An 18,000-nucleotide genomic window follows, 5' to 3' on the forward strand; every position below is an offset into this window, starting at 1 on the left:
CGGGCCGGCGGCCCGCGCCGAACGGGCCGCCGGCCCCGTAGGACTCCCATCCCCCACCCCCCCACCCAGGCGGAAGGCAGCACCATGCAACACCCCCCCGAAGGAGACGCGGTCCCGGCGGCCGTGGAAGTGCGCGGGCTCCGCAAGGAATTCGACGGCAAGGTCGCCGTCGAAGGAGTCGACCTCACCATCCCCCGGGGCAGCTTCTACGGCCTGGTCGGCCCCAACGGCGCCGGCAAGACCACCAGCCTGTCCATGATCACCGGCCTGCTCCGGCCTGACGCGGGCACCGTGACGGTCGCCGGGTACGACGTCTGGCAGGACCCGTACGAGGCCAAGCACCGCATCGGCATCCTCCCCGACGGCCTGCGCCTGTTCGAGCGGCTGTCGGGACGGGAGCTGCTGCGCTACACGGGACGTCTGCGGGAGCTGCCGGCCCCCGACACCGAGGCGCGCGCCGAGGAACTGCTCGACGTGCTCGGCCTCACCGAGGCCGGCGACAAACTGGTCGTCGACTACTCCACCGGCATGCGCAAGAAGATCGGCCTGGCGGCCGCACTGCTGCACAACCCGCCGGTCCTCTTCCTCGACGAACCCTTCGAGAGCGTCGACCCGGTGTCGGCCGAGACCATCCGCGAGGTACTGCGCCAGTACACCGCGACCGGCTCGACGGTGGTCTTCTCCAGCCACGTCATGGAGCTGGTGGCCGCCCTGTGCACCCACGTCGCCATCCTGGCGAAGGGCCGTGTGATCGCCGACGGCACGCTCGACGAGGTGCGGGCCGGCCGGAGCCTGAACGAGCGCTTCATGGAACTGGTCGGCACCCCGGCCGGCAAGGCGAAGGGAGGGAGCCTCGCATGGTTGGGGTCTTCGTCGGGCTGAAACTCGCCCTCCTGCGCAGCAGTCTGCGCCGCAGTACCGCCCGTGCCGTGGGGTTCGTCGCCGGCACCGTCATCAGTGTGGCCGGGGCCTGCTACGCGGCGGTGGGCCTGGCCCTGGGCCAAGGCGAGCCGGACGCGCCCGATGTCGCCGTCCTGGCCTTCGCCGGGCTGGCCGTCGCCTGGCTGGTGCTGCCGCTGTCCTTCGGGGCGGGTGGCGACGAGAGCTCGGATCCGACCCGGCTCGCCGTACTGCCCGTCCGGCCGCGCCGCCTGATCGCCGGGGCCACCGCCTCCGCGCTCATCGGCCCGGGGCCGCTGTGCACGCTGGTCCTGATCACCGGAGCGGTCGTCGGCGCCGCCGAGGGCGCGTTGGGCAGCTTCTCCGCCGCGTTGGTCACCGTCCTCGCCGTTCCGCTGATGCTGCTGCTGTGCGTGGTCGCCTCCCGGGCCCTCCTGGCCTCGTTCGCCCGCGCGCTGACCGGTCGGCGCGGCAAGGACGCCGCCGCCCTCGGCGGCGTACTGACCGCGGTCGGCGGCTACGCCGCCTACCTGCTGCTGACCACCGCCGGCTCGGGGCTCGCCCTGCCGCCCCTCGTCGTACGGGTCCTGCGCTGGACGCCGCCGGGCTGGCCGGCCGACGCGATCCGGGCCGCCGCCGACGGCAGGACCGCCACCGCCCTGCTCGAACTGGCGGGCACCGCCGCCCTGATCGCGCTGCTGATGGTGTGGTGGCACGCCTCCCTGGCCCGGTTGATGACCACGACGGACTCATCCACTGCCCAGGCCGTCAAGGTCCGGGCGGGCCGGACGACGGGACTGCGGGCCCGGCTGCTCACCTCCAGCCGGACCCTGCTCGTCGCCCACCACCAGTTCAGCGCCTTCGCACGGTCGCCGCGGCACCGGATGACGATGATCGCGGCACTGGCGTACGCCCTGCTGTTCCCGGTCGTGATGGCGGCGGTCGGCATGCGGACCCCGTACGCCGCCGTCGGCGGCGCCTGGGTCTTCGGACTGACCGTCCCCGGCGTGCTGTTCGCACTCGACGGCTCCGCGATCTGGAGCAACGTCGCGACGCTGCGCACCGTGGCGCACGCCCGCGCCGAACTCGTCGGCCGGCTGCTCCCCCAGCTGGTGGTCATCGCGCCGTGGCTCACCGCCGTCGCCACCGGCGTCGCCCTCGTCTCCGGGCGCACCGACCAGCTCGCGGCCGCGCTCGGGGTCAGCTTCGCGCTGCTCGGGGTGACCTTCGCGATGGGCATGGCCATCAGCGTGTTCCACCCCTACCCGTACCCCGAGGACCCGTGGAGCGTGAGTGCGCCCGGCCAGAGCGGCGGCTACCACCTGGCGAATTTCCTCAGCTCCATCCTCGGCGTGGTGGCGGTCGTCCCGGTGATCGCGGGCGCGATCGCGCTGAACGGCTCCGTCTTCTTGTGGCTGCTGCTGCCCCTGGGTACGGCGTACGGCCTGCTGGCCGTCCTGGTCACCCTGCGCACCATGGGACGGCGCCTGTTCGACAAGGCGCCCGAGATCCTCACCACCCTGCGGATGTCCTGACCCACCGACCGGACGAAGGAACCACGACGATGAAGGACTCGGCCACCCGCTCCCTGCTCGGACACGCCCGCCCACAGCGCAAGGCCCTGATCGCAGGCGCGGCACTGAGCGCGCTCGGCGGGGTCGCCGGCCTCGCCCAGCCGCTGGTGGCCAAGTCGTTCGTCGAGACGCTGGCCGTCGACGAGCCGGTCTCCCGCCAAGTGCTGCTCCTCGCCCTGCTGATCGTGGGCGGCGCGCTGACCAGCGCGTTCGGCATGTACGCCGTCGAACGGGCGGCCGAGAGCGTGGTACTGGGCGCCCGCAGGCAGCTGATCTCACGGCTGCCCCGGCTGCGGGTCGCGGACCTGGACCAGCGGCCGCCCGGCGATCTCATATCCCGGGTGACGGCCGACACCACCCTGCTGCGCGAGGCAGCGACCAACAACCTCGTCGACACGCTCATCGGCTCCGTCACCCTGCTCGGCATGCTGGTCCTGATGGCCTGGCTCGACGTCGTCCTCTTCCTCGCCGTGCTCGGTGTCGTCTTCGCCATCGGCGCGTGCACGGCCCTGGTCATGCCCCGCATCGCCCGAGCGAGCAAGGAGGCCCAGGAAGCCCTCGGCGAGCTGGGTTCGGGGCTGGAGCGGCTGCTCGGAGCGATCCGTACGGTCAAGGCGAGCGGCGCCGAACAGCGGGAGAGCACCGCCCTGGAAGGTTCGGCGCACGGCGCCTGGCAGGCGGGCCTGCGGGCCGCCCGCTGGGGTGCGGTGGCCGGCACCTCCAGCGGCCTGGTGGTGCAGCTGGCGTTCCTGACCGTGCTCGGCCTGGGCGGGGCACGGGTCGCGAACGGGTCCATGAGCGTCGCCTCGCTGATCGGCTTCCTGCTGTACCTGTTCTACCTGGTGGGACCGGTCGCGCAGCTGGCGAGCGGCATCAGCGGCCTCCAGGTGGGCACCGCCGCGGTCCGGCGCATCAACGAGGTGTTGGAACTCTCCCCCGAGGAGGGGGAGGATCCGGCCGGGTCCTGCGGCACGGCCGCCGGCCGTGCCCCGGCGGCAGCCGAGGCCGACCAGGGCGCCGGGATCGTCTTCCGGGACGTCGTCTTCCGCTACCGCGAGGACGGCCGACCCGTCCTGGACGGGGCCGGCTTCGAGATCAGCCCCGGCGGACTGACCGCCGTCGTCGGACCCTCCGGGACGGGCAAGAGCACGTTGTTCGCCCTGTTGGAGCGCTTCTACGACATCGAGGGCGGCAGCATCACCGTCGACGGGCGCGACCTGCGCGACTGGAATCCGACCGAGCTGCGCCGGAACATCGGCTACGTCGAGCAGGACGCCCCGGTGCTGGCGGGCACCCTGCGCGACAACCTGATGCTCGCCGCCTCCGGCGCGAGCCCGGACGAACTCCGGCGCGTACTGGAGCAGGTACGGCTCACCGCCCTGGTCGACAGCCTGCCGCAGGGCCTCGACACGGAGGTCGGCCACCGGGGCGCAGCCCTGTCCGGCGGCCAGCGCCAGCGGATCGCCATCGCCCGCGCGCTGCTGCGACGGCCCCGGCTCCTGCTGCTCGACGAGGCCACCTCGCAGCTCGACGCGCTCAACGAGAGCGAGCTGCGCGAGGTCGTCGCGGAGATCGCACGCACCACCACCGTCCTGGTGATCGCCCACCGCCTGTCCACGGTGACCGGCGCCCGGCGCATCCTCGTCCTGGAGGACGGCCGGGTGCGGGCCGCCGGCACACACGCCGAACTCCTCCGGGAGGGCGGGCTGTACGCGAGGCTGGCCGCGACCCAGATGCTCGGCACCACCCAGCCGGAGCCGGAGCCGGAGCCGGCGCCGGCGCCGGCGCCGGCCGCCGACTGACCGGCGCCTCGGAGACCTCGCGGTGACCACCGGCATGACGATTCAGGCCGCCGAGCTGCCTCTCCGGCGTCACGCGCCGGGGTGGGCCGGGAGGGGTCAGAACTCCAGCACCTCGCGGTCGAGCGGATAGCGTGCACGGTGGGGTCCGTCGTGCGGCGAGGGCGTGATCGGGAGGACGCCGGTGGGCTGCAGGCCCAGGTTGTCGTCCCAGATCCGGGGTTCGACCTGTCCGACGACGCGGAACTTGCGGAAGGTGAACGGCGGGCTGTCGGTCGGGAAGAACTCGGGCGTGGTCATCACCTGGAAGTGCAGGTGCGGCGTGGTCGAGTTGCCGCTGTTGCCGATCAGCCCGAGGATCCGGCCGGGTTCGACGTGGTCGCCTTCCCGGACCCTGAGCGAGCCGGGCGTCAGGTGCGCGTAGAGCAGGTGGCGGCCCGGCGCGACCTCCACGGTGACGTGGTTGCCGACGGTCTGCTCGATCGGCGGGACCGGCGGCGTGACGGGCGGCGCGTTGTCCGGGATCCCGTCCCGGACCTCCACGACCCTGCCGCCGGCCGCCGCCACGACCGGCTGCCGGTAGCTCAGGTAGCTGGTGAGCCGCGTCGGGTCGCCTTCCCGGGTCTGTCCCCGCTCGCCGACCTTGTACCAGTCGATCGCGAAGCGCTGCGGTACGTAGAAGCGGCCGTTGATCGGGCCGAGGCCGCGGCGGTGGTGGGTGTTGCCGCAGCACGACTCGCTGGAGTACCAGGTGCCGGGGCGGACCGGCGCGTCCAGGTTCAGCGGAGCGGTGCGGTCGGTCGGGGTGATCTGGACCGTCTCCACGAACGGGGAGGAGCCGGAGGCGGTGAGGACGGCGCCCGAGAGGTGGTGTTCGAGGACCTCCGGCACTCGCTGACCGCGGTCGAGGGCCAGGTCGAGCCAGACCACCCACTGCTGGGAGCCCGGGATCACGGTCGGCGTCGGCCCCGGCGGCGCCGGGGTGTACCCGTCCGCACCGGGCAGGGGGTCGCCCACCGGGTTGGCCGCATCGGCCAGCGCCTGCCCGCTCAGAAAGCCCACCACCCGGTGCGTTCGCGCGTCCCGGACCTCGACACGGTCCAGCCGCACCCGTGCGCTGCCGGACAGCGCGTTCGTGGTGAGCAGTTCGTACGAGAGGTGCGTCTTGCCGTCCGTCGCGCGGAACGGCGCCGGTTCGGTCATCACGGCCGCGGTCAACGGCGTGAACTGGGGGCCGGGCGCAGGAGTGGCGGCGCCGGTGCCGTATCCGGGTGCCGTTGAAGCCGTCAGCATGCCGACCGCGAGCACGGCGGTGACGAGCCCGCGACGCAGCGGACTGCGGCCGGTGCGGTTGCGGGGGTGGCGCTCTGCCATGGGGCTCTTCCAGTCGTCGGGTCCGGGCCGCGAAGGGCACGGGCACGCCCCGCGCCGGGGCGCAGGCTCATGTAACCGGCCGGGCGGCGCTCCCGGCGCACGGCGCCGGAGTGCGGGCGCCGAACTACACCCGTCCAGCCGCACCGGACCGCCGGGGGGACCGGGTACGCGCCCCATCCGTGCCCTCCATGGCAAAGCCCCAGATCGGCGACCTGTGGGGCTTGTATGTTGTCCCGCAGTGCGGGGTCGGCAGTCCTCCCGGAGCCGGAGCCGTGCCGCGAGGACCGCCGGGCCGTGCCGTCCCCGACTGGGGCTCCGGTTCAGCCCATTCGGGTCGTCTCGCGGAAGAACCCCTGGGCGAGACGGTGTCCTACGATCGGGACCCGCTCGACAAGATCATCCGGAAGGACGCGGCGGGCGCCGTCACGACCTACGTGTACGACACCTAGGTGTACGGCCATGCCACGCGGATCGTCCAGGCCGCGGGCCGGACGGCGAACCGATCCGTACGACCGACGCGGTGTCATCAGGGAACCAGTGACGACATGGACGGAACGCCAGGCTCATGACCACTCCACCCGACGGCCCGGACACTCCCGACGGGAACGGCCACGCCACCGAGCTGCGGGAGCGGTGGGTCCGGCACGTACACGGTGCGCAGTTCGGCGAGCGGGGACACGTCCACGGGGTACTCCTTTGCAACGGAGTCGGGCTTTTCCGGTGGTTTCGCAGCACTCGTGGAGGATGGACGTGCGCACCAACCAGCGGATGAGGAACCTCCTGGCCGACGCGGACCTGACCGGTCTGTCCTCGTCGGACATCCCACCGATGTTCCGGGAGGTCGTGGAGCGGGGCTGGTCGGTCACGGGCAGCGGTGCACGGGTGTTGACCGATCTCCGACCCGACCCGGCGGGGTCCTACTACGACCGCCTGGCGGAGGAGACCACGGTCAACGGCCGCGGAATGACGGACTACGACCTCCCGGCGGATCTCGGCGGGGGCGAACGGGCGAACGTGCTCCTGCGCCGGTGCCTCGCCTATGCCGATGCCTGCCTGCGGGCCGCGCGGGACCATTTCGGCGACGACGTGGTGCGGGCGTACGTGTCCCTCTCCCCGGGCGGGCTCGACGACGGCCTCCTGACCACCCCAGGTCACGTTCTGCACACCTCTGGCGGACACCCCGCCCTACATCGCCGATCTCGAACAGGTGCGGGATGCCGCGGTGGCGGAGCTCTCTGTAGCAGGCTGCTCGGGCCGGAGGGCGTGACCGCTCCCGTACGGAGGTCAGCCTCTGACGGTGTCGAGCACCACCTGGGTGACCTGCTCGGGGTCGTCGGCCATCGGTGAGTGCCCGCAGCCCTTGAGCGAGACGTGCCTGGCGCCCGGCAGCAGTCGCGCCGCCCTGAGTGCCTGGTGCGGTGGGGTCATCACGTCCCGGCTGCCCCACCCGACCGTGACCGGGACCGGGACCTCAGGGGTGAAGGCCCGCAGCCGGTAGGAGTGCGCCGCGCGGCGCGTCGGCTCGAAGCCGGGCGAGCGGGCCAGGTTGCGCAGCGCTCCGACGGCTGCGGCTTCCGGAATGCGCCAGGGTCGGGCGACGAGCTGCCAGAAGGCAACGGTGCGCCCGATCGGGTGTCCGGCGATCCGGCCGGGGTGCTCGGCGCACGCTCGTGCCACGGCGTGGGCGACGCGGAGCGAACCGAGGGCGTAGGCGGCCTCGGGTCGCGTCCACAGGCCGATCGGGGACAGCGCGACGGCGCTGCCGACCGCGCCGATGCGCGCCAGTTCGAGGGCGACGGCCCCACCCAGGGAGTTGCCCGCGACGGGCGGGCGGGTGAGGCCGGCGCCGGGGAGCCACTCCGCGACGGCGGCGGCCAGCGCCTCGACGGTGGGCGTGGTCCCTCCGGGCAGTGCGGGGCTGTCGCCGAAGCCCGGGAGGTCCACGGCCACGACCTCGTGCTCGCGGGAGAGCCGCTCCAGCACGGGCCCCCAGCCGTCCCGGTCGAGCTGGAGGACGACCAGCAGGGGCGGCCCGCTGCCGAGCCGCCGCGACGTGAGTGCCATGTCCGGCATATCCGCAGCGTAGGAGGACGGCCCGGGCCGCGCACCCGCACCCGGCCCACGGCTCGGCGCCTGCCCGAACGGTCCGGCAGGCAGCCGGGAACCCCCCTGTCTAGGCTTGGAAGCAGGAACATCCCCGTCTCGGGCTCCGTCGGGATGGAGGCGCGATGCTGCGGACACCGGTGTGCGGAGTACTGGGTACAGAGGTGCCGATCGTGCAGGGACCGCTCGGCGGGCCCTGGCGGCAGGGCGTGCGGCTTGCCGCGGCGGTCAGCGACGCCGGTGCGCTGGGCAGCGTCCCGACCACGCTGCGCACCCCGGCGCAGATCCGTGACGACGTGCGCCGACTGCGCGACCTCACCGGCCGGCCGTTCGCGGTGAACATGACCCGGCGCCCGTTCGATCCCGAGGTGTTCGACACGGTGATCGCCGAGGCGCCACCGGTGTTCTCCTTCGCGCTCGGCGAGCCGGGAGACCTGCCGGCCCGCGTCCACGAGGCCGGCGCGGTCTTCCTGCAGCAGGTGACGACGGTCGAGCAGGCGGAGCGCGCAGCCGAGGCCGGCGTGGACGTGATCAGCGCGCAGGGCACCGAGTCCGGCGGGTTCTGCGGCGACGTCAGCACGATGGCGCTCGTGCCGCAGGTCGTCGACGCCGTCCGGCCACTGCCCGTACTGGCCTCCGGCGGCATCGCCGACGGTCGGGGCATCGCCGCGGCACTGGCCCTCGGGGCGCAGGGCGTGAACATCGGCACCCGGTTCCTCGCCTCGACCGAATGCGAGGTCGGCGACGGCTGGAAGGCAGCCGTCGTCTCCGCCGCAAGCCAGGACGCCGTCAAAGTGACCTTCGTCGACCAGATCCTGCCCCCGCCGAGCGAGGGCGGGTTCACGACTGTCCCCCGCTCACTGCTCACCCCCTTCGTCGAGGAGGGGAACGCCCGCAGCGCCCACCCCGAAGCGGCCGCCGCCCAGGCCGAGGTGCTGCGCACCCGGGTGATGGCGTCGATGCGCGACGGCACGGCGCACGAACTCATCCCGCTGACGGGCCAGTCCGCCGGCCTCGTCCACGACATCGCCCCGGCCGCCGAGCTCGTCCACCGGCTGATCACCGAGGCCGAGGCAGCGCTGCGTGCGCTTGCCGGCCTGCTCCCGGCGAGGAGCGGCGCCCGGGAGCCAACCGGGAACGGCTGACGCACAACGCCCCGGGCTCCGCCCGCACCCGCGCCGCGATCACCACCGCGGCGGGGCACGGCCCGCAGACGGACCGCCCCGACGCGGTCGGCGCCCGGATGCCGTCCTCCGTGAAGGGCGCCGCCTCCCACGGGAACACTGCGCGCGGGAGGATTCAATATCTGTTCCCGTCGGCGCAGATTTTTCCGGATGCCGCGGGCAAGATTTCCCGCCGCGTCGCACACCGGGAAAATCCAGCGCGCACAAAACCTCTCCGACGTGCTACTGTCGTTCCAGTTGCAGTTTTGGTACCCAAGAATTCAAGCGCCTTCGGCCGGTTTTTCGCCGCACCGAAGCGCTTCACGTCTCCGGTTTTTTCCGGCAGGGCATCATCGCGGCGACACGGCATCCGCACAGTGCGGATGCCGGCGTACTGCCCCAAAGGAGAAAAACATGGCTGCTGGTACCGTGAAGTGGTTCAACGCGGAAAAGGGCTTCGGCTTCATCGAGCAGGACGGCGGCGGCTCCGACGTGTTCGCCCACTACTCGAACATCGCCGCCCAGGGCTTCCGCGAACTGCAGGAAGGCCAGAAGGTCACCTTCGACATCGCGCAGGGCCAAAAGGGCCCGACGGCCGAGAACATCGTACTCGCCTGACGCTGACGCGCATTTCACAGCTGGGGCCCGCATCCCTCGGGGTGCGGGCCCCAGCCGCACGCATTCCACGGGGATGAACACAGGAAGAGCATTTTCCGCATTCCATTTCGGCCCGTTCTCGCGATTCCCTGCCCTACTCTTCACCGCGGGAATTCCCTGACACGTGCCGCACCAGGGAAGGTTCTGGATGAACCGCACACGCACGAACGACCGCTCCCGGCGCACGCGCACCGTCCCAGGCGAATTCGCGCTGCCGGAGACCCTCACTCCCGCGCTGCCTGCCGTCCCCGCCTTCGCCGACCTCGACATGCCGGCCGCGCTGCTGGCCGCCCTCGGGGCGCAGGGCGTGACCGTGCCCTTCCCCATCCAGGGCGCCACACTGCCCAACACCCTCGCGGGCCGTGACGTGCTCGCCCGCGGCCGCACCGGCTCCGGCAAGACCCTAGCCTACGGCCTCGCCCTGCTGGCCCGTACCGCCGGGCGGCGCGGCGAGCCGCGCCGCCCGCTCGCCCTCGTCCTCGTTCCCACCCGCGAGCTGGCCCAGCAGGTGGCCGATTCCCTCATCCCGTACGCCCGCGCCGTGCAGCTGCGCCTGGCCACGGTCGTCGGGGGCATGCCGATCGGCAGGCAGGCAGCGGCGGTGCGCGGAGGAGCGGAGGTCGTGGTGGCCACACCCGGCCGGTTGAAGGACCTCATCGACCGGGGGGACTGCCTGCTGGACGACGTCGGCACCACCGTTCTCGACGAGGCCGACCACATGGCCGACATGGGGTTCCTGCCGCAGGTCACCGCGCTCCTGGACCAAGTGCGACCCGAGGGGCAGCGGATGCTCTTCTCCGCCACCCTCGACCGCAACGTCGACCGGCTGGTCCGCCGCTACCTGACCGACCCGGTCGTGCACTCGGTGGACCCCTCTGCCGGTGCGGTGACGACGATGGAGCACCACGTGCTGCACATCGACGCCGCCGACAAGCACCGGACGACGACGGAGATCGCGGCGCGCGAGGGCCGGGTGATGATGTTCCTGGACACCAAGCACGCCGTCGACCGGCTGACCAGGGACCTGCTGAACAGCGGGGTGCGTGCCGCAGCCCTGCACGGCGGGAAGTCCCAGCCGCAGCGCACCCGGACCCTCGCCCAGTTCAAGACCGGCCACGTGACCGTGCTGGTCGCGACGGACGTGGCGGCGCGCGGCATCCACGTCGACGACCTCGACCTCGTCGTCAACGTCGACCCCCCGACCGACCCCAAGGACTACCTCCACCGGGGCGGCCGTACGGCCCGCGCAGGGGAGTCCGGCAGCGTCGTCACCCTCGTCACCCCCGACCAGCGCCGTGGCGTGAGCCGCCTGATGGCGGCCACGGGCATCACCCCGCAGACCACCCGGGTCCACTCCGGCGAAGAGGCCCTGGGCCGCATCACGGGCGCCCAGGCGCCCCCCGGCGTCCCCGTCGTCGTCACCCCGCCGACCGCCGAACGTGCGAGGCGCAGGACGTACGCCCCCGACAGGCACCGGCCCGGCCCCGCGGACCGCCGCGCAAGGGTCCGGCAGACCGGCCTGGACTCGGCGGCCTGAGGACCACATGAGAAGGAAACCGGCACATCTCTCCAGGAGGCACCCCGTGACACTGGCCACGATGCAGCCCCGCACGTCGGACACCGGCTCGAACCGCTCGCACCCGACGGTGCGCGACGCGATGGAGGCGACCGGGCCACAGGTCTGTGACGACATGACGGTCGAAGTGGCCCTGGCCGTCATGGCCGGCGCCCGCGCCGGCCATCTGCTCGTCAGCGACGAGCACGGCCTGTGCACCGGGCTGGTCACCCGGGCCGGGCTCACCGCGATCCGCGACAGCGCCGCCTACACCGACCGGGCCCGACTGCGCGATGTCCTGGGCGGCCACGGGCCGGTCACCTCGCCCCTGACCGCGGTGGCCGAAGCCGAACGGGCCATGCGCCACCGCAGGCTCGACCTCCTGCCCGTCGTCGACGAAGAGGGAAGCGCCGTCGGCGTCCTCGACCTTGCGCGCTGAACCACTCCGCGCGACACGACCCTCCCCCGTCTTTCTTCCTGCGAGGCCCCATGCGCTGTGTCATCGCCCGCTTCCCCTTCGACCTGACCACGAGCGGTGTCATCCAATCGATGAAGGGCGTCGCGCCCGAGCAGGTCACCGGCGCGTCGGTGACCATCGGACGCCGCACCTACCCCGTCAAGCAGGTAGGCCAGGTCATCACCGGCCAGGACCGCCGCGACTTCAGCGCCGGTGAAGTGCTCCGGGCCATGGCCCGGCTCGGCTTCACGTGTCATGCGGCCCCTCCGGCCGCAGAGCCGACGGGCCTGCTCGGCCTTCTCCGGCAGGGTTCCGCACTGCTCGATGCCGACAGGAGCGCCTGACGGACACGGCCGGCATCTGCCCGGCACTCGAATCGAGGAGGGGCCCGCACTCCCGGCAGCGTCCCGGCCGGGCCGGCGGGGACACACGGTCGGCGGCCTGTCAGGGCCGGCCGATGGTGTGTAATTCCCCTCGGGGCCCCGGTGCCGTACGGCGCCGGGGCCCTCCACTCGTTTGGAGGTGCAGATGACGGCACACGACTCGTTCAACGATCGTCTCGACGACGACGACTACCCCGCTTACACGATGGGTCGGGCCGCCGCCATGCTCGGCACCACCCAGGGCTTCCTCCGCGCGATCGGCGAAGCCCGCCTGATCACCCCGCTCCGCTCCGAAGGCGGACACCGCCGCTACTCCCGCTACCAGCTGCGCATCGCCGCCCGGGCCCGGGAGCTCGTCGACCAGGGCACCCCCATCGAGGCCGCCTGCCGCATCATCATCCTCGAGGACCAGCTCGAGGAGGCCCAGCGCATCAACGCCGAGTACCGCCGCGCGGCCGAAGCGCCCGAGGGGCCGCCGGCAGAGTGAGCCGGGGGCCGGTTGGCGTGCCGAGTGCGTCCAGGAGCGTGCCGCGGGGCCGGTTCCCGTCATCCGCTCTTCTGCGAAAGCCCGGGCTACCGTCAGAGGCCCGGGCCTTCGTCGTTCTCCGCGGCCGTGCCGCCCTGCGGGCCCGCCGGGCGGTGGAGTTCGGCCAGCAGGATGCCGGCTGCCCCGATGACGTTGTCGGCGTGGACGGCGCGGGCCATGGCCGTGCGGGCGGCCTCGGGCTCGGTGGCCGGCGGGACGACCATGAGGGAGAAGTGGTCGTTTTCCCCGCGGGTGATCAGGACGGTGTCGTCGCCCACGGGGAAGGAGTCGAGGTGCACGACCCGGTCGTCGACGACCAGACGGGTCGGGATGCGGTTCCAGGCGGAGGCGTCCAGGCCGACCCGGGTGAGGGGCCCGAGGTACTCGGTCAGGGCGGTGATCAGCGGCGGGAGCTCCCGCTCGACGTCACGCGAGCGGGGCCACCACGCACCGTCGAGGAGGCTCTGCCGCGCCCCCGTCGTCTCCAGCCGGAGCAGCGCGGTGCCGGGTGCCACGGCCGCGTGGACCTCGTCCGGCAGGAGGCGCGGCGGCGTGGCATCGTCGTGCGGTGAACCTGCGTCGGTCATGATCAGTCCGTCCGTCCGACGTGGTGCCGCGGCAGCCCGGACCCGGGCTGCGGTGGCCGGCAGGCGGGGCGAGGGCCCCGTTCCTTCACCGTACTCCGCGGAGCCCCGCGGACACGCCGCTCCCCGCCGGGGAACCGGTCGGCACCGCGCTCCGGACGTACCGTGGAGGTACCAAGGCCGGTCCGGCCCGCTCCGGGCGTCGCGGGCGGGCCTCCTGCGGGAGAAGAGGACGGTGCAGCGTTGGACCGCCACGAGCCAGAGGCGGAAGCCCTGCCGCCGCCGGGCCATGCCGAAGTGCGGATCGTCTCCGCCACCCCGGAAGCCGCCCGCAGGGTGGCCGACGTGCTGCGCCGGTGCTTCGGCGGCGACGAGCAGCGCAGCTATCCCGCCCCCGGCGGGGGCACCCGCCTCCACCTCACCGTCGACACCGACCGCGCCGCCGAACCGGCCCGGTCCTGGCTGGCCGCCAGCAGACCCCCGAGCGGCACCGGCCCCCACTCCGAGGAACCCTGACCGGGCCGCGGGGCCCGGCGCGTCCGGTTCCGGCGCGGAGTACGTTGGAGGTACCGGGAGTACTTCGCACAGCCGCCCTCACGCGGATGTCGTTCCCGGCGATCACTAGGCCGGGGCGCCGGCAGGCGTCCCGGGGACGGGTCCCGGTCTCATGGCCACCACCGCTCCCACCCGCCAGGCGCGCCTGGCACTCACCCCGCACACCTCCATGGCCGGACTGCTGGACGGCGCCTGGTGGCCGTACTCACGCGATCTGGCCGCCGAACTGCCGCCTTTGGCGGACGCGCTGCTGGACCGCTTCGGACGCGTCACGCGGATCACCGCGAACCCCGCGCCCTGGCCGTCGGCCCCGTACAGGGTCTCCGTCGGCGCATACGCCGTGCACATCGGCTGGTTCACCGGCCAGTCCCCCGACACGATGATCCTCCTCTCGTACAGCCTCGGCCGCTGCGACCTGCTCGTGGTTCCCCCGGAGACCGAACCCGCGTCCGCCGCGCGCCTGATGGCCGCGGCCTCCGCCCCGGGCAACGTCCGCACCACGGACACCCTCATGGCCGACGAGCACGCGACCGGCCGGAGCGTGCAGGATGCACGGGCCGGTGAGGACGGCCGGGAGACGGAAGGCGGCACCTCCCGACAGCCCCGCCCCGTGGTCGGGGCGCGCATGATCTACGTGCCGCGGCGCACGTGGAGGTGACGCCCGCCGTCCCCGCGGCGGTGCCGCCGCTCCCCTGTCGGGGGTGCCCCCGCGCCCGGGCGGAGACCAGGGCATTCGTCACCGTGCGGCTCTCTCGTACCCCCGCCGCGTCCTCCGCGTGCCCTCAACTCGCAGGGCTGCGCTGCTCGGAGTCCCCGTCGCATGCGGCGTGCGCCCTCGGGGCGCACACGGTGAGCCGCGTCCCCGACAGCCTGGCCGCCCTCCGTGACACCGGCCACCTGTTCCCGCTCTTCGGCCTGCCCGCACGAGCCTGACGAACCCCGGTGCGCCAGGCGGTCAGCGGTCCGCCCGGGCGGTCGCGAGGCGGGCCGTCACCGCGGCGAGCCCCAGCAGGCCGAGGCCCGCACCGGCGGTGAAGGCCAGGACGGAGGCGGCGGAGGCCCCGAAGCCGGCGAGCACCGCCACGGGGGCGAGGCGCGAGGCGCGGGCCCATCCGCGGTGGCCGCGGGCGGCGAGTGGGCGGGCCAGGGCCACGAACGCGGCGCACAGGGCGAGGTAGCCGGCCATCCCGGCCGCCATGTGCACGGCGCCGTGCCCGCTGATCGCCGCCACGTCCGGGGAGCCTTCGGGGAAGCCCGCCCCGGCGTCGGCCGGGAAGAGCGCCGCGGCCCAGAACGAGGCGCCGAAGACACCGACCAGGACCGGGCCCCAGACGCCACCCGCGCCACCGCCCAGCACCCGGCGCAGACCCGCGGCGCCCGCGATCAGCAGCGCCCCGGTGAGCAGGAAGTTCACCGTCTGGATCCAGCCCGCCTCCCCGAGGGCGAGCTGGCTGATCGCGTTGCGGGTGAAGTCGAACCCGTCCCGCGCGAGGCCCTGGGCGACACCGGCGAGGAGGAACAGTGGCCCCGCCACGACGGCAGCGGCCACAGCCCTCCGCCCCCCACGGGCGGACGCGGGCGGGACGGAGACGGCGTGCCGGGGAGCGCTGAGCATGTGGGTCACGGACGGGCCTTCCTCGCGTCGTTGCTGTCACCGTTATGACCGGCGGCCGGACGGGAAGTCATCGCCTGCCGCCAAGTGCCGTGCGTCACACGGCTTTTGGCGCCGTCTTGCGGGCCTTCCGGAGGCGGGGCGGCGCGTGTCGTGCGTGCCGCCCCGCCGGATCCGGGTGCGTCACGCGACCGCGGTCGCCTCCAGTTCGACCAGTTGGCCCGCGATCGCCAGGCGGGTCACGCCCAGCATGGTCGTGGCCGGGGCCGTCCCCGCCGCGGCCAGGCGGGCCCCCAGGGTTCCGTAGTGCCGGAAGAGCAGGTCCACGTCGGTCGTGTAGACGGTGAGTCGGACCAGGTTCGCGAGGGTCATGCCGGCCCCGCCGAGGACCGCCTCGACGTTGTCGAGGCTCAGGGCCAGCTGCGCCGCCATGTCCCCGTCGTGCTGCGGCGCGCCGTCGGCGTCCATCGCGGTCTGGCCCGAGACGTACAGGGTGCGCGTGTGTCCGGAGACGAGCTCGCCCTGGTTGAACCCCAGCGGCACCGACCACGCCACCGGGTTGATCGCAGCTCGTTCCACTGCCATGTCAGCTCCGTTCGGTTGAGGGGAGTGCGTGCGCGTACGCGCACCGGCCGGGCAGCCGGCGGCGTCGACGCCGTGGTCACGAGCCTCACAACAAATCACGACACCCTTGGTCACCTATTTCCCTAGGGTTCGCGCATGCGCGCCGATCGGTTGGTATCCCTGGTGCTCCTGCTACGCCGGCGCGGTCGGATGACCGCGGGGGCGCTTGCCCGCGAGCTGGACGTGTCCACGCGCACCGTGCTGCGCGACGTCGAGGCGCTGTCCGCGGCCGGCGTGCCGGTCTACGCCGAGCGCGGGCGCCACGGCGGCTTCGCGCTCCTCCCCGGCTTCCGGACCGAGCTCACCGGGCTGAGCCACGACGAGGCGCTCGCGCTGCTGACCGCCGCGCCGGGGCGCGGCGAGCAGGCGTTCGGGCTGGGCCCGGCGCTCGCCTCGGCCGTACGGAAGGTCGTCGACGCGATGCCCGAAGGCCACCGGACCGGTGCGGACGAAGCGGCCCGGAGGTTCCTCGTCGACCCGGAGACCGACCTGCTCGCACGGCGCACGGCCACCGGCGAGGTGCCCGACGCCGTGATGGCCGAGGTCCGGCGCGCGGTGCTCGCCGGGCGCAGGCTGCGCATCCGCTACGAGGCCACGGGCCAGGCGCCGCGGTGGCGCACCGTGGACCCGATCGGCCTGGTGACCGTGCGCGACCGGGGCTATCTGCTGGCGACGCGGGCCGGCGCCGACCGTACGTACCGGCTGTCGCGGGTGCTGGCAGCCGAGGAGCTCCCCGACGCGGCGCAACGGCCGAGCGGGGTCGACCTGGACCGGATCTGGCGGGAGCGCTCCGCGCGGTTCCTGTCGAGCGGCGACCACCTCGCCGTGCTGGTACGGGTGGCCCCGGCGCGGCGGGAGGAGCTGCTGGACGCCGCGCTGGCCGTCCGGGCGGAGCGGGCCGACGGCGACGGCTGGTGGCGGCTGGAGGTGGCCTTCCAGGACGCGCGGCATGCCGAGTGGGCGCTGTGGCAGCTCGGCCCGGACGCGGAGGCCCTGGCTCCGCAGTCGTTGCGCGCCGCGTTGCGCGCCCGTGCGGCTGCGCTGGCCGCGCGCTACGGGGACCCGCCGTGACGGGCGGCGCGGGGGGTGCGGCGCGGGGCGCGGCAGCGCGGGGGCCGCGGCAGCCCCGCCGCTCCCCCCGCCGCGGCCGCGCGCGGGTCAGGCGTGCTCGTCCGACGGCTGGCGGACGGGCTGGACCGACCAGCTCGGCGGCTCGTCGCCGCCCGCGTCCTCGTCCGCCTCCGCGTCGGCGGCCGTCGCGTGGACCTTGCCCGGCGCGTGGTGGACCGGCGCGTACACGGCGTAGAGCTGCAGCGGCTCGTCGCCGATGTTGGTGACGTTGTGCCACGTGCCCGCCGGCACGAAGATCGCCCAGCCGTCCTCGACCTCCTGCTCGAAGTCGAGCCGGTCCTTGGCGGGGCCCATCTGGACGCGGCCGCGGCCCGCGTCGAGCCGGAGGAACTGGTCGGTCTCCGGGTGGGCCTCCAGGCCGATGTCCTCGCCCACCGGGATCGACATGAGGGTCAGCTGCAGGTACTTCCCGGACCAGGCGACCGTGCGGTAGTCCGTGTTGTCGACCGTCGCCTTCTCCAGGTCGAAGCTCTGGGGGTCCGGCCCGATGTCCTTGATGTTCATGCCTTCTCTCCGGTCAATGAGGCGTTACGAGAGCCGGATTGCCGGTCGGAGTCACCCGCCGCGCGTGTCGTGCTGCGGCCCGTGCCCGGCTCCTGGCGTCACTGCGGAAGGGATCCTTCCCCGCCAGCATGCCACGATGCGTGATCCCGGATGTCGTCCGTGTCACCCGGCGTGGCGGGCGCGGAGCGCCGGGTCGGCGGATGGGTTCGAGTCCGTGAAGAACAGCGGTCACAGGGTTTCGGCGAGGGTGTGGGCCACCAGGGCGTTGGCGTGGCCGTGGCCCAGGCCGTGTTCGGACTTGAGCCAGGCGACCAGCTCCATGTGCCTGGTCAGCGGAGAGGCGCGGATGAGGTCCTTCCATTCGGCGATCGGGCGGCCGTACTTCTTCTCGATCGAGGGGAAGTAGCTCGCGGGGCCCTTCGCAACGGCGTCGTTCGTCATGGGGTCCGTCCTCCTTGCGTGCGGTGTGTCATTGCTTGTGACCCGGCGCCGGGGGCGA

At 73.5% G+C, this 18,000-nt stretch carries 21 protein-coding genes; 14 read left to right on the plus strand and 7 right to left on the minus strand.

Going from position 1 to position 18,000, the window contains the following annotated elements; translation table 11 throughout:
* The first annotated feature begins 84 nt into the window (after positions 1 to 84).
* The 3 genes from IE170_RS28070 to IE170_RS28080 are packed head-to-tail and all read left to right on the plus strand — an operon-like array spanning position 85 to position 4,276.
* Complete coding sequence (locus IE170_RS28070) at positions 85 to 882, plus strand: ABC transporter ATP-binding protein (protein WP_189812263.1); 798 nt, start codon at positions 85 to 87, stop codon at positions 880 to 882.
* Positions 858 to 2,435, plus strand: a complete 1,578-nt coding sequence (locus tag IE170_RS28075; protein WP_189812264.1) for a transporter — start codon at positions 858 to 860, stop codon at positions 2,433 to 2,435. Before IE170_RS28070 ends, IE170_RS28075 begins: the two co-directional genes overlap by 25 nt.
* A 29-nt stretch (positions 2,436 to 2,464) precedes the next feature.
* The gene (locus IE170_RS28080; protein WP_189812265.1) at positions 2,465 to 4,276 is read left to right on the plus strand and encodes an ABC transporter ATP-binding protein; all 1,812 of its coding nucleotides are present in this window, start codon (positions 2,465 to 2,467) and stop codon (positions 4,274 to 4,276) included.
* A gap of 96 nt (positions 4,277 to 4,372) precedes the next feature.
* Here IE170_RS28080 and IE170_RS28085 read toward each other — a convergent pair whose 3' ends face one another.
* Positions 4,373 to 5,647: a M23 family metallopeptidase gene (locus tag IE170_RS28085; protein ID WP_189812266.1), complete on the minus strand. Its 1,275-nt coding sequence runs from the start codon at positions 5,645 to 5,647 to the stop codon at positions 4,373 to 4,375.
* A 188-nt stretch (positions 5,648 to 5,835) separates the two neighbouring features.
* Here IE170_RS28085 and IE170_RS28090 point away from each other — a divergent pair, with 188 nt between their 5' ends.
* Both IE170_RS28090 and IE170_RS28095 read left to right on the plus strand, forming a co-directional pair.
* Positions 5,836 to 6,096: a hypothetical protein gene (locus IE170_RS28090; protein ID WP_189812267.1), complete on the plus strand. Its 261-nt coding sequence runs from the start codon at positions 5,836 to 5,838 to the stop codon at positions 6,094 to 6,096.
* A 301-nt stretch (positions 6,097 to 6,397) separates the two neighbouring features.
* Positions 6,398 to 6,994, plus strand: a complete 597-nt coding sequence (locus IE170_RS28095) for a hypothetical protein (protein ID WP_223855515.1) — start codon at positions 6,398 to 6,400, stop codon at positions 6,992 to 6,994.
* On the opposite strand, the gene IE170_RS28100 is transcribed toward IE170_RS28095, so the two are convergent.
* Positions 6,932 to 7,720 carry an alpha/beta fold hydrolase gene (locus IE170_RS28100; protein ID WP_223855514.1) on the minus strand — a complete coding sequence of 263 codons (789 nt, stop codon included), beginning with the start codon at positions 7,718 to 7,720 and terminating at the stop codon, positions 6,932 to 6,934. The genes IE170_RS28095 and IE170_RS28100 overlap by 63 nt on opposite strands.
* A gap of 155 nt (positions 7,721 to 7,875) precedes the next feature.
* On the opposite strand from IE170_RS28100, the gene IE170_RS28105 reads away from it, so the two are divergent.
* The 6 genes from IE170_RS28105 (at position 7,876) to IE170_RS28130 (ending at position 12,452) form a co-directional block, all read left to right on the plus strand.
* On the plus strand, positions 7,876 to 8,895 hold the full coding sequence (locus IE170_RS28105) for an NAD(P)H-dependent flavin oxidoreductase (RefSeq protein WP_189812268.1): 1,020 nt from the start codon (positions 7,876 to 7,878) through the stop codon (positions 8,893 to 8,895).
* Positions 8,896 to 9,327: 432 nt separating this feature from the next.
* Positions 9,328 to 9,531, plus strand: coding sequence for a cold-shock protein (locus IE170_RS28110; RefSeq protein WP_189812269.1), 204 nt, complete (start codon positions 9,328 to 9,330; stop codon positions 9,529 to 9,531).
* Positions 9,532 to 9,718: 187 nt separating this feature from the next.
* The gene (locus tag IE170_RS28115; RefSeq protein WP_189812270.1) at positions 9,719 to 11,107 is read left to right on the plus strand and encodes a DEAD/DEAH box helicase; all 1,389 of its coding nucleotides are present in this window, start codon (positions 9,719 to 9,721) and stop codon (positions 11,105 to 11,107) included.
* A gap of 46 nt (positions 11,108 to 11,153) precedes the next feature.
* On the plus strand, positions 11,154 to 11,564 hold the full coding sequence (locus IE170_RS28120; RefSeq protein ID WP_373299068.1) for a CBS domain-containing protein: 411 nt from the start codon (positions 11,154 to 11,156) through the stop codon (positions 11,562 to 11,564).
* Positions 11,565 to 11,614: 50 nt separating this feature from the next.
* Positions 11,615 to 11,926, plus strand: a complete 312-nt coding sequence (locus IE170_RS28125; protein WP_189812271.1) for an SCO5918 family protein — start codon at positions 11,615 to 11,617, stop codon at positions 11,924 to 11,926.
* A gap of 184 nt (positions 11,927 to 12,110) precedes the next feature.
* A complete protein-coding gene (locus tag IE170_RS28130) occupies positions 12,111 to 12,452 on the plus strand; it encodes a MerR family transcriptional regulator (protein WP_189812272.1) in 342 nt (113 codons plus the stop codon).
* A gap of 92 nt (positions 12,453 to 12,544) precedes the next feature.
* On the opposite strand, the gene IE170_RS28135 is transcribed toward IE170_RS28130, so the two are convergent.
* Positions 12,545 to 13,078, minus strand: a complete 534-nt coding sequence (locus IE170_RS28135) for a DUF5994 family protein (protein ID WP_223855513.1) — start codon at positions 13,076 to 13,078, stop codon at positions 12,545 to 12,547.
* A gap of 240 nt (positions 13,079 to 13,318) precedes the next feature.
* Here IE170_RS28135 and IE170_RS28140 point away from each other — a divergent pair, with 240 nt between their 5' ends.
* The gene (locus IE170_RS28140) at positions 13,319 to 13,591 is read left to right on the plus strand and encodes a hypothetical protein (protein ID WP_189812273.1); all 273 of its coding nucleotides are present in this window, start codon (positions 13,319 to 13,321) and stop codon (positions 13,589 to 13,591) included.
* A 151-nt stretch (positions 13,592 to 13,742) separates the two neighbouring features.
* On the plus strand, positions 13,743 to 14,288 hold the full coding sequence (locus IE170_RS28145) for a DUF5994 family protein (RefSeq protein WP_189812274.1): 546 nt from the start codon (positions 13,743 to 13,745) through the stop codon (positions 14,286 to 14,288).
* 297 nt (positions 14,289 to 14,585) lie between these two features.
* On the opposite strand, the gene IE170_RS28150 is transcribed toward IE170_RS28145, so the two are convergent.
* Both IE170_RS28150 and IE170_RS28155 read right to left on the minus strand, forming a co-directional pair.
* Positions 14,586 to 15,254 carry a DUF998 domain-containing protein gene (locus IE170_RS28150; RefSeq protein WP_308428436.1) on the minus strand — a complete coding sequence of 223 codons (669 nt, stop codon included), beginning with the start codon at positions 15,252 to 15,254 and terminating at the stop codon, positions 14,586 to 14,588.
* A gap of 171 nt (positions 15,255 to 15,425) precedes the next feature.
* A complete protein-coding gene (locus IE170_RS28155) occupies positions 15,426 to 15,827 on the minus strand; it encodes a RidA family protein (protein WP_189812275.1) in 402 nt (133 codons plus the stop codon).
* A gap of 135 nt (positions 15,828 to 15,962) precedes the next feature.
* Here IE170_RS28155 and IE170_RS28160 point away from each other — a divergent pair, with 135 nt between their 5' ends.
* On the plus strand, positions 15,963 to 16,937 hold the full coding sequence (locus IE170_RS28160) for a helix-turn-helix transcriptional regulator (RefSeq protein WP_189812276.1): 975 nt from the start codon (positions 15,963 to 15,965) through the stop codon (positions 16,935 to 16,937).
* Between the two features lie 87 nt (positions 16,938 to 17,024).
* Here the strand turns inward: IE170_RS28160 and IE170_RS28165 are convergent, their stop codons facing one another.
* Together IE170_RS28165 and IE170_RS28170 are read right to left on the minus strand one after the other, a co-directional pair.
* On the minus strand, positions 17,025 to 17,501 hold the full coding sequence (locus IE170_RS28165; protein WP_189812277.1) for a cupin domain-containing protein: 477 nt from the start codon (positions 17,499 to 17,501) through the stop codon (positions 17,025 to 17,027).
* Positions 17,502 to 17,729: 228 nt separating this feature from the next.
* Positions 17,730 to 17,942, minus strand: coding sequence for a DUF4287 domain-containing protein (locus IE170_RS28170; RefSeq protein ID WP_189812278.1), 213 nt, complete (start codon positions 17,940 to 17,942; stop codon positions 17,730 to 17,732).
* Between the last annotated feature and the right edge of the window lie 58 nt (positions 17,943 to 18,000).

The organism is Streptomyces toxytricini (assembly GCF_014649915.1).
GTDB lineage: Bacteria > Actinomycetota > Actinomycetes > Streptomycetales > Streptomycetaceae > Streptomyces > Streptomyces toxytricini.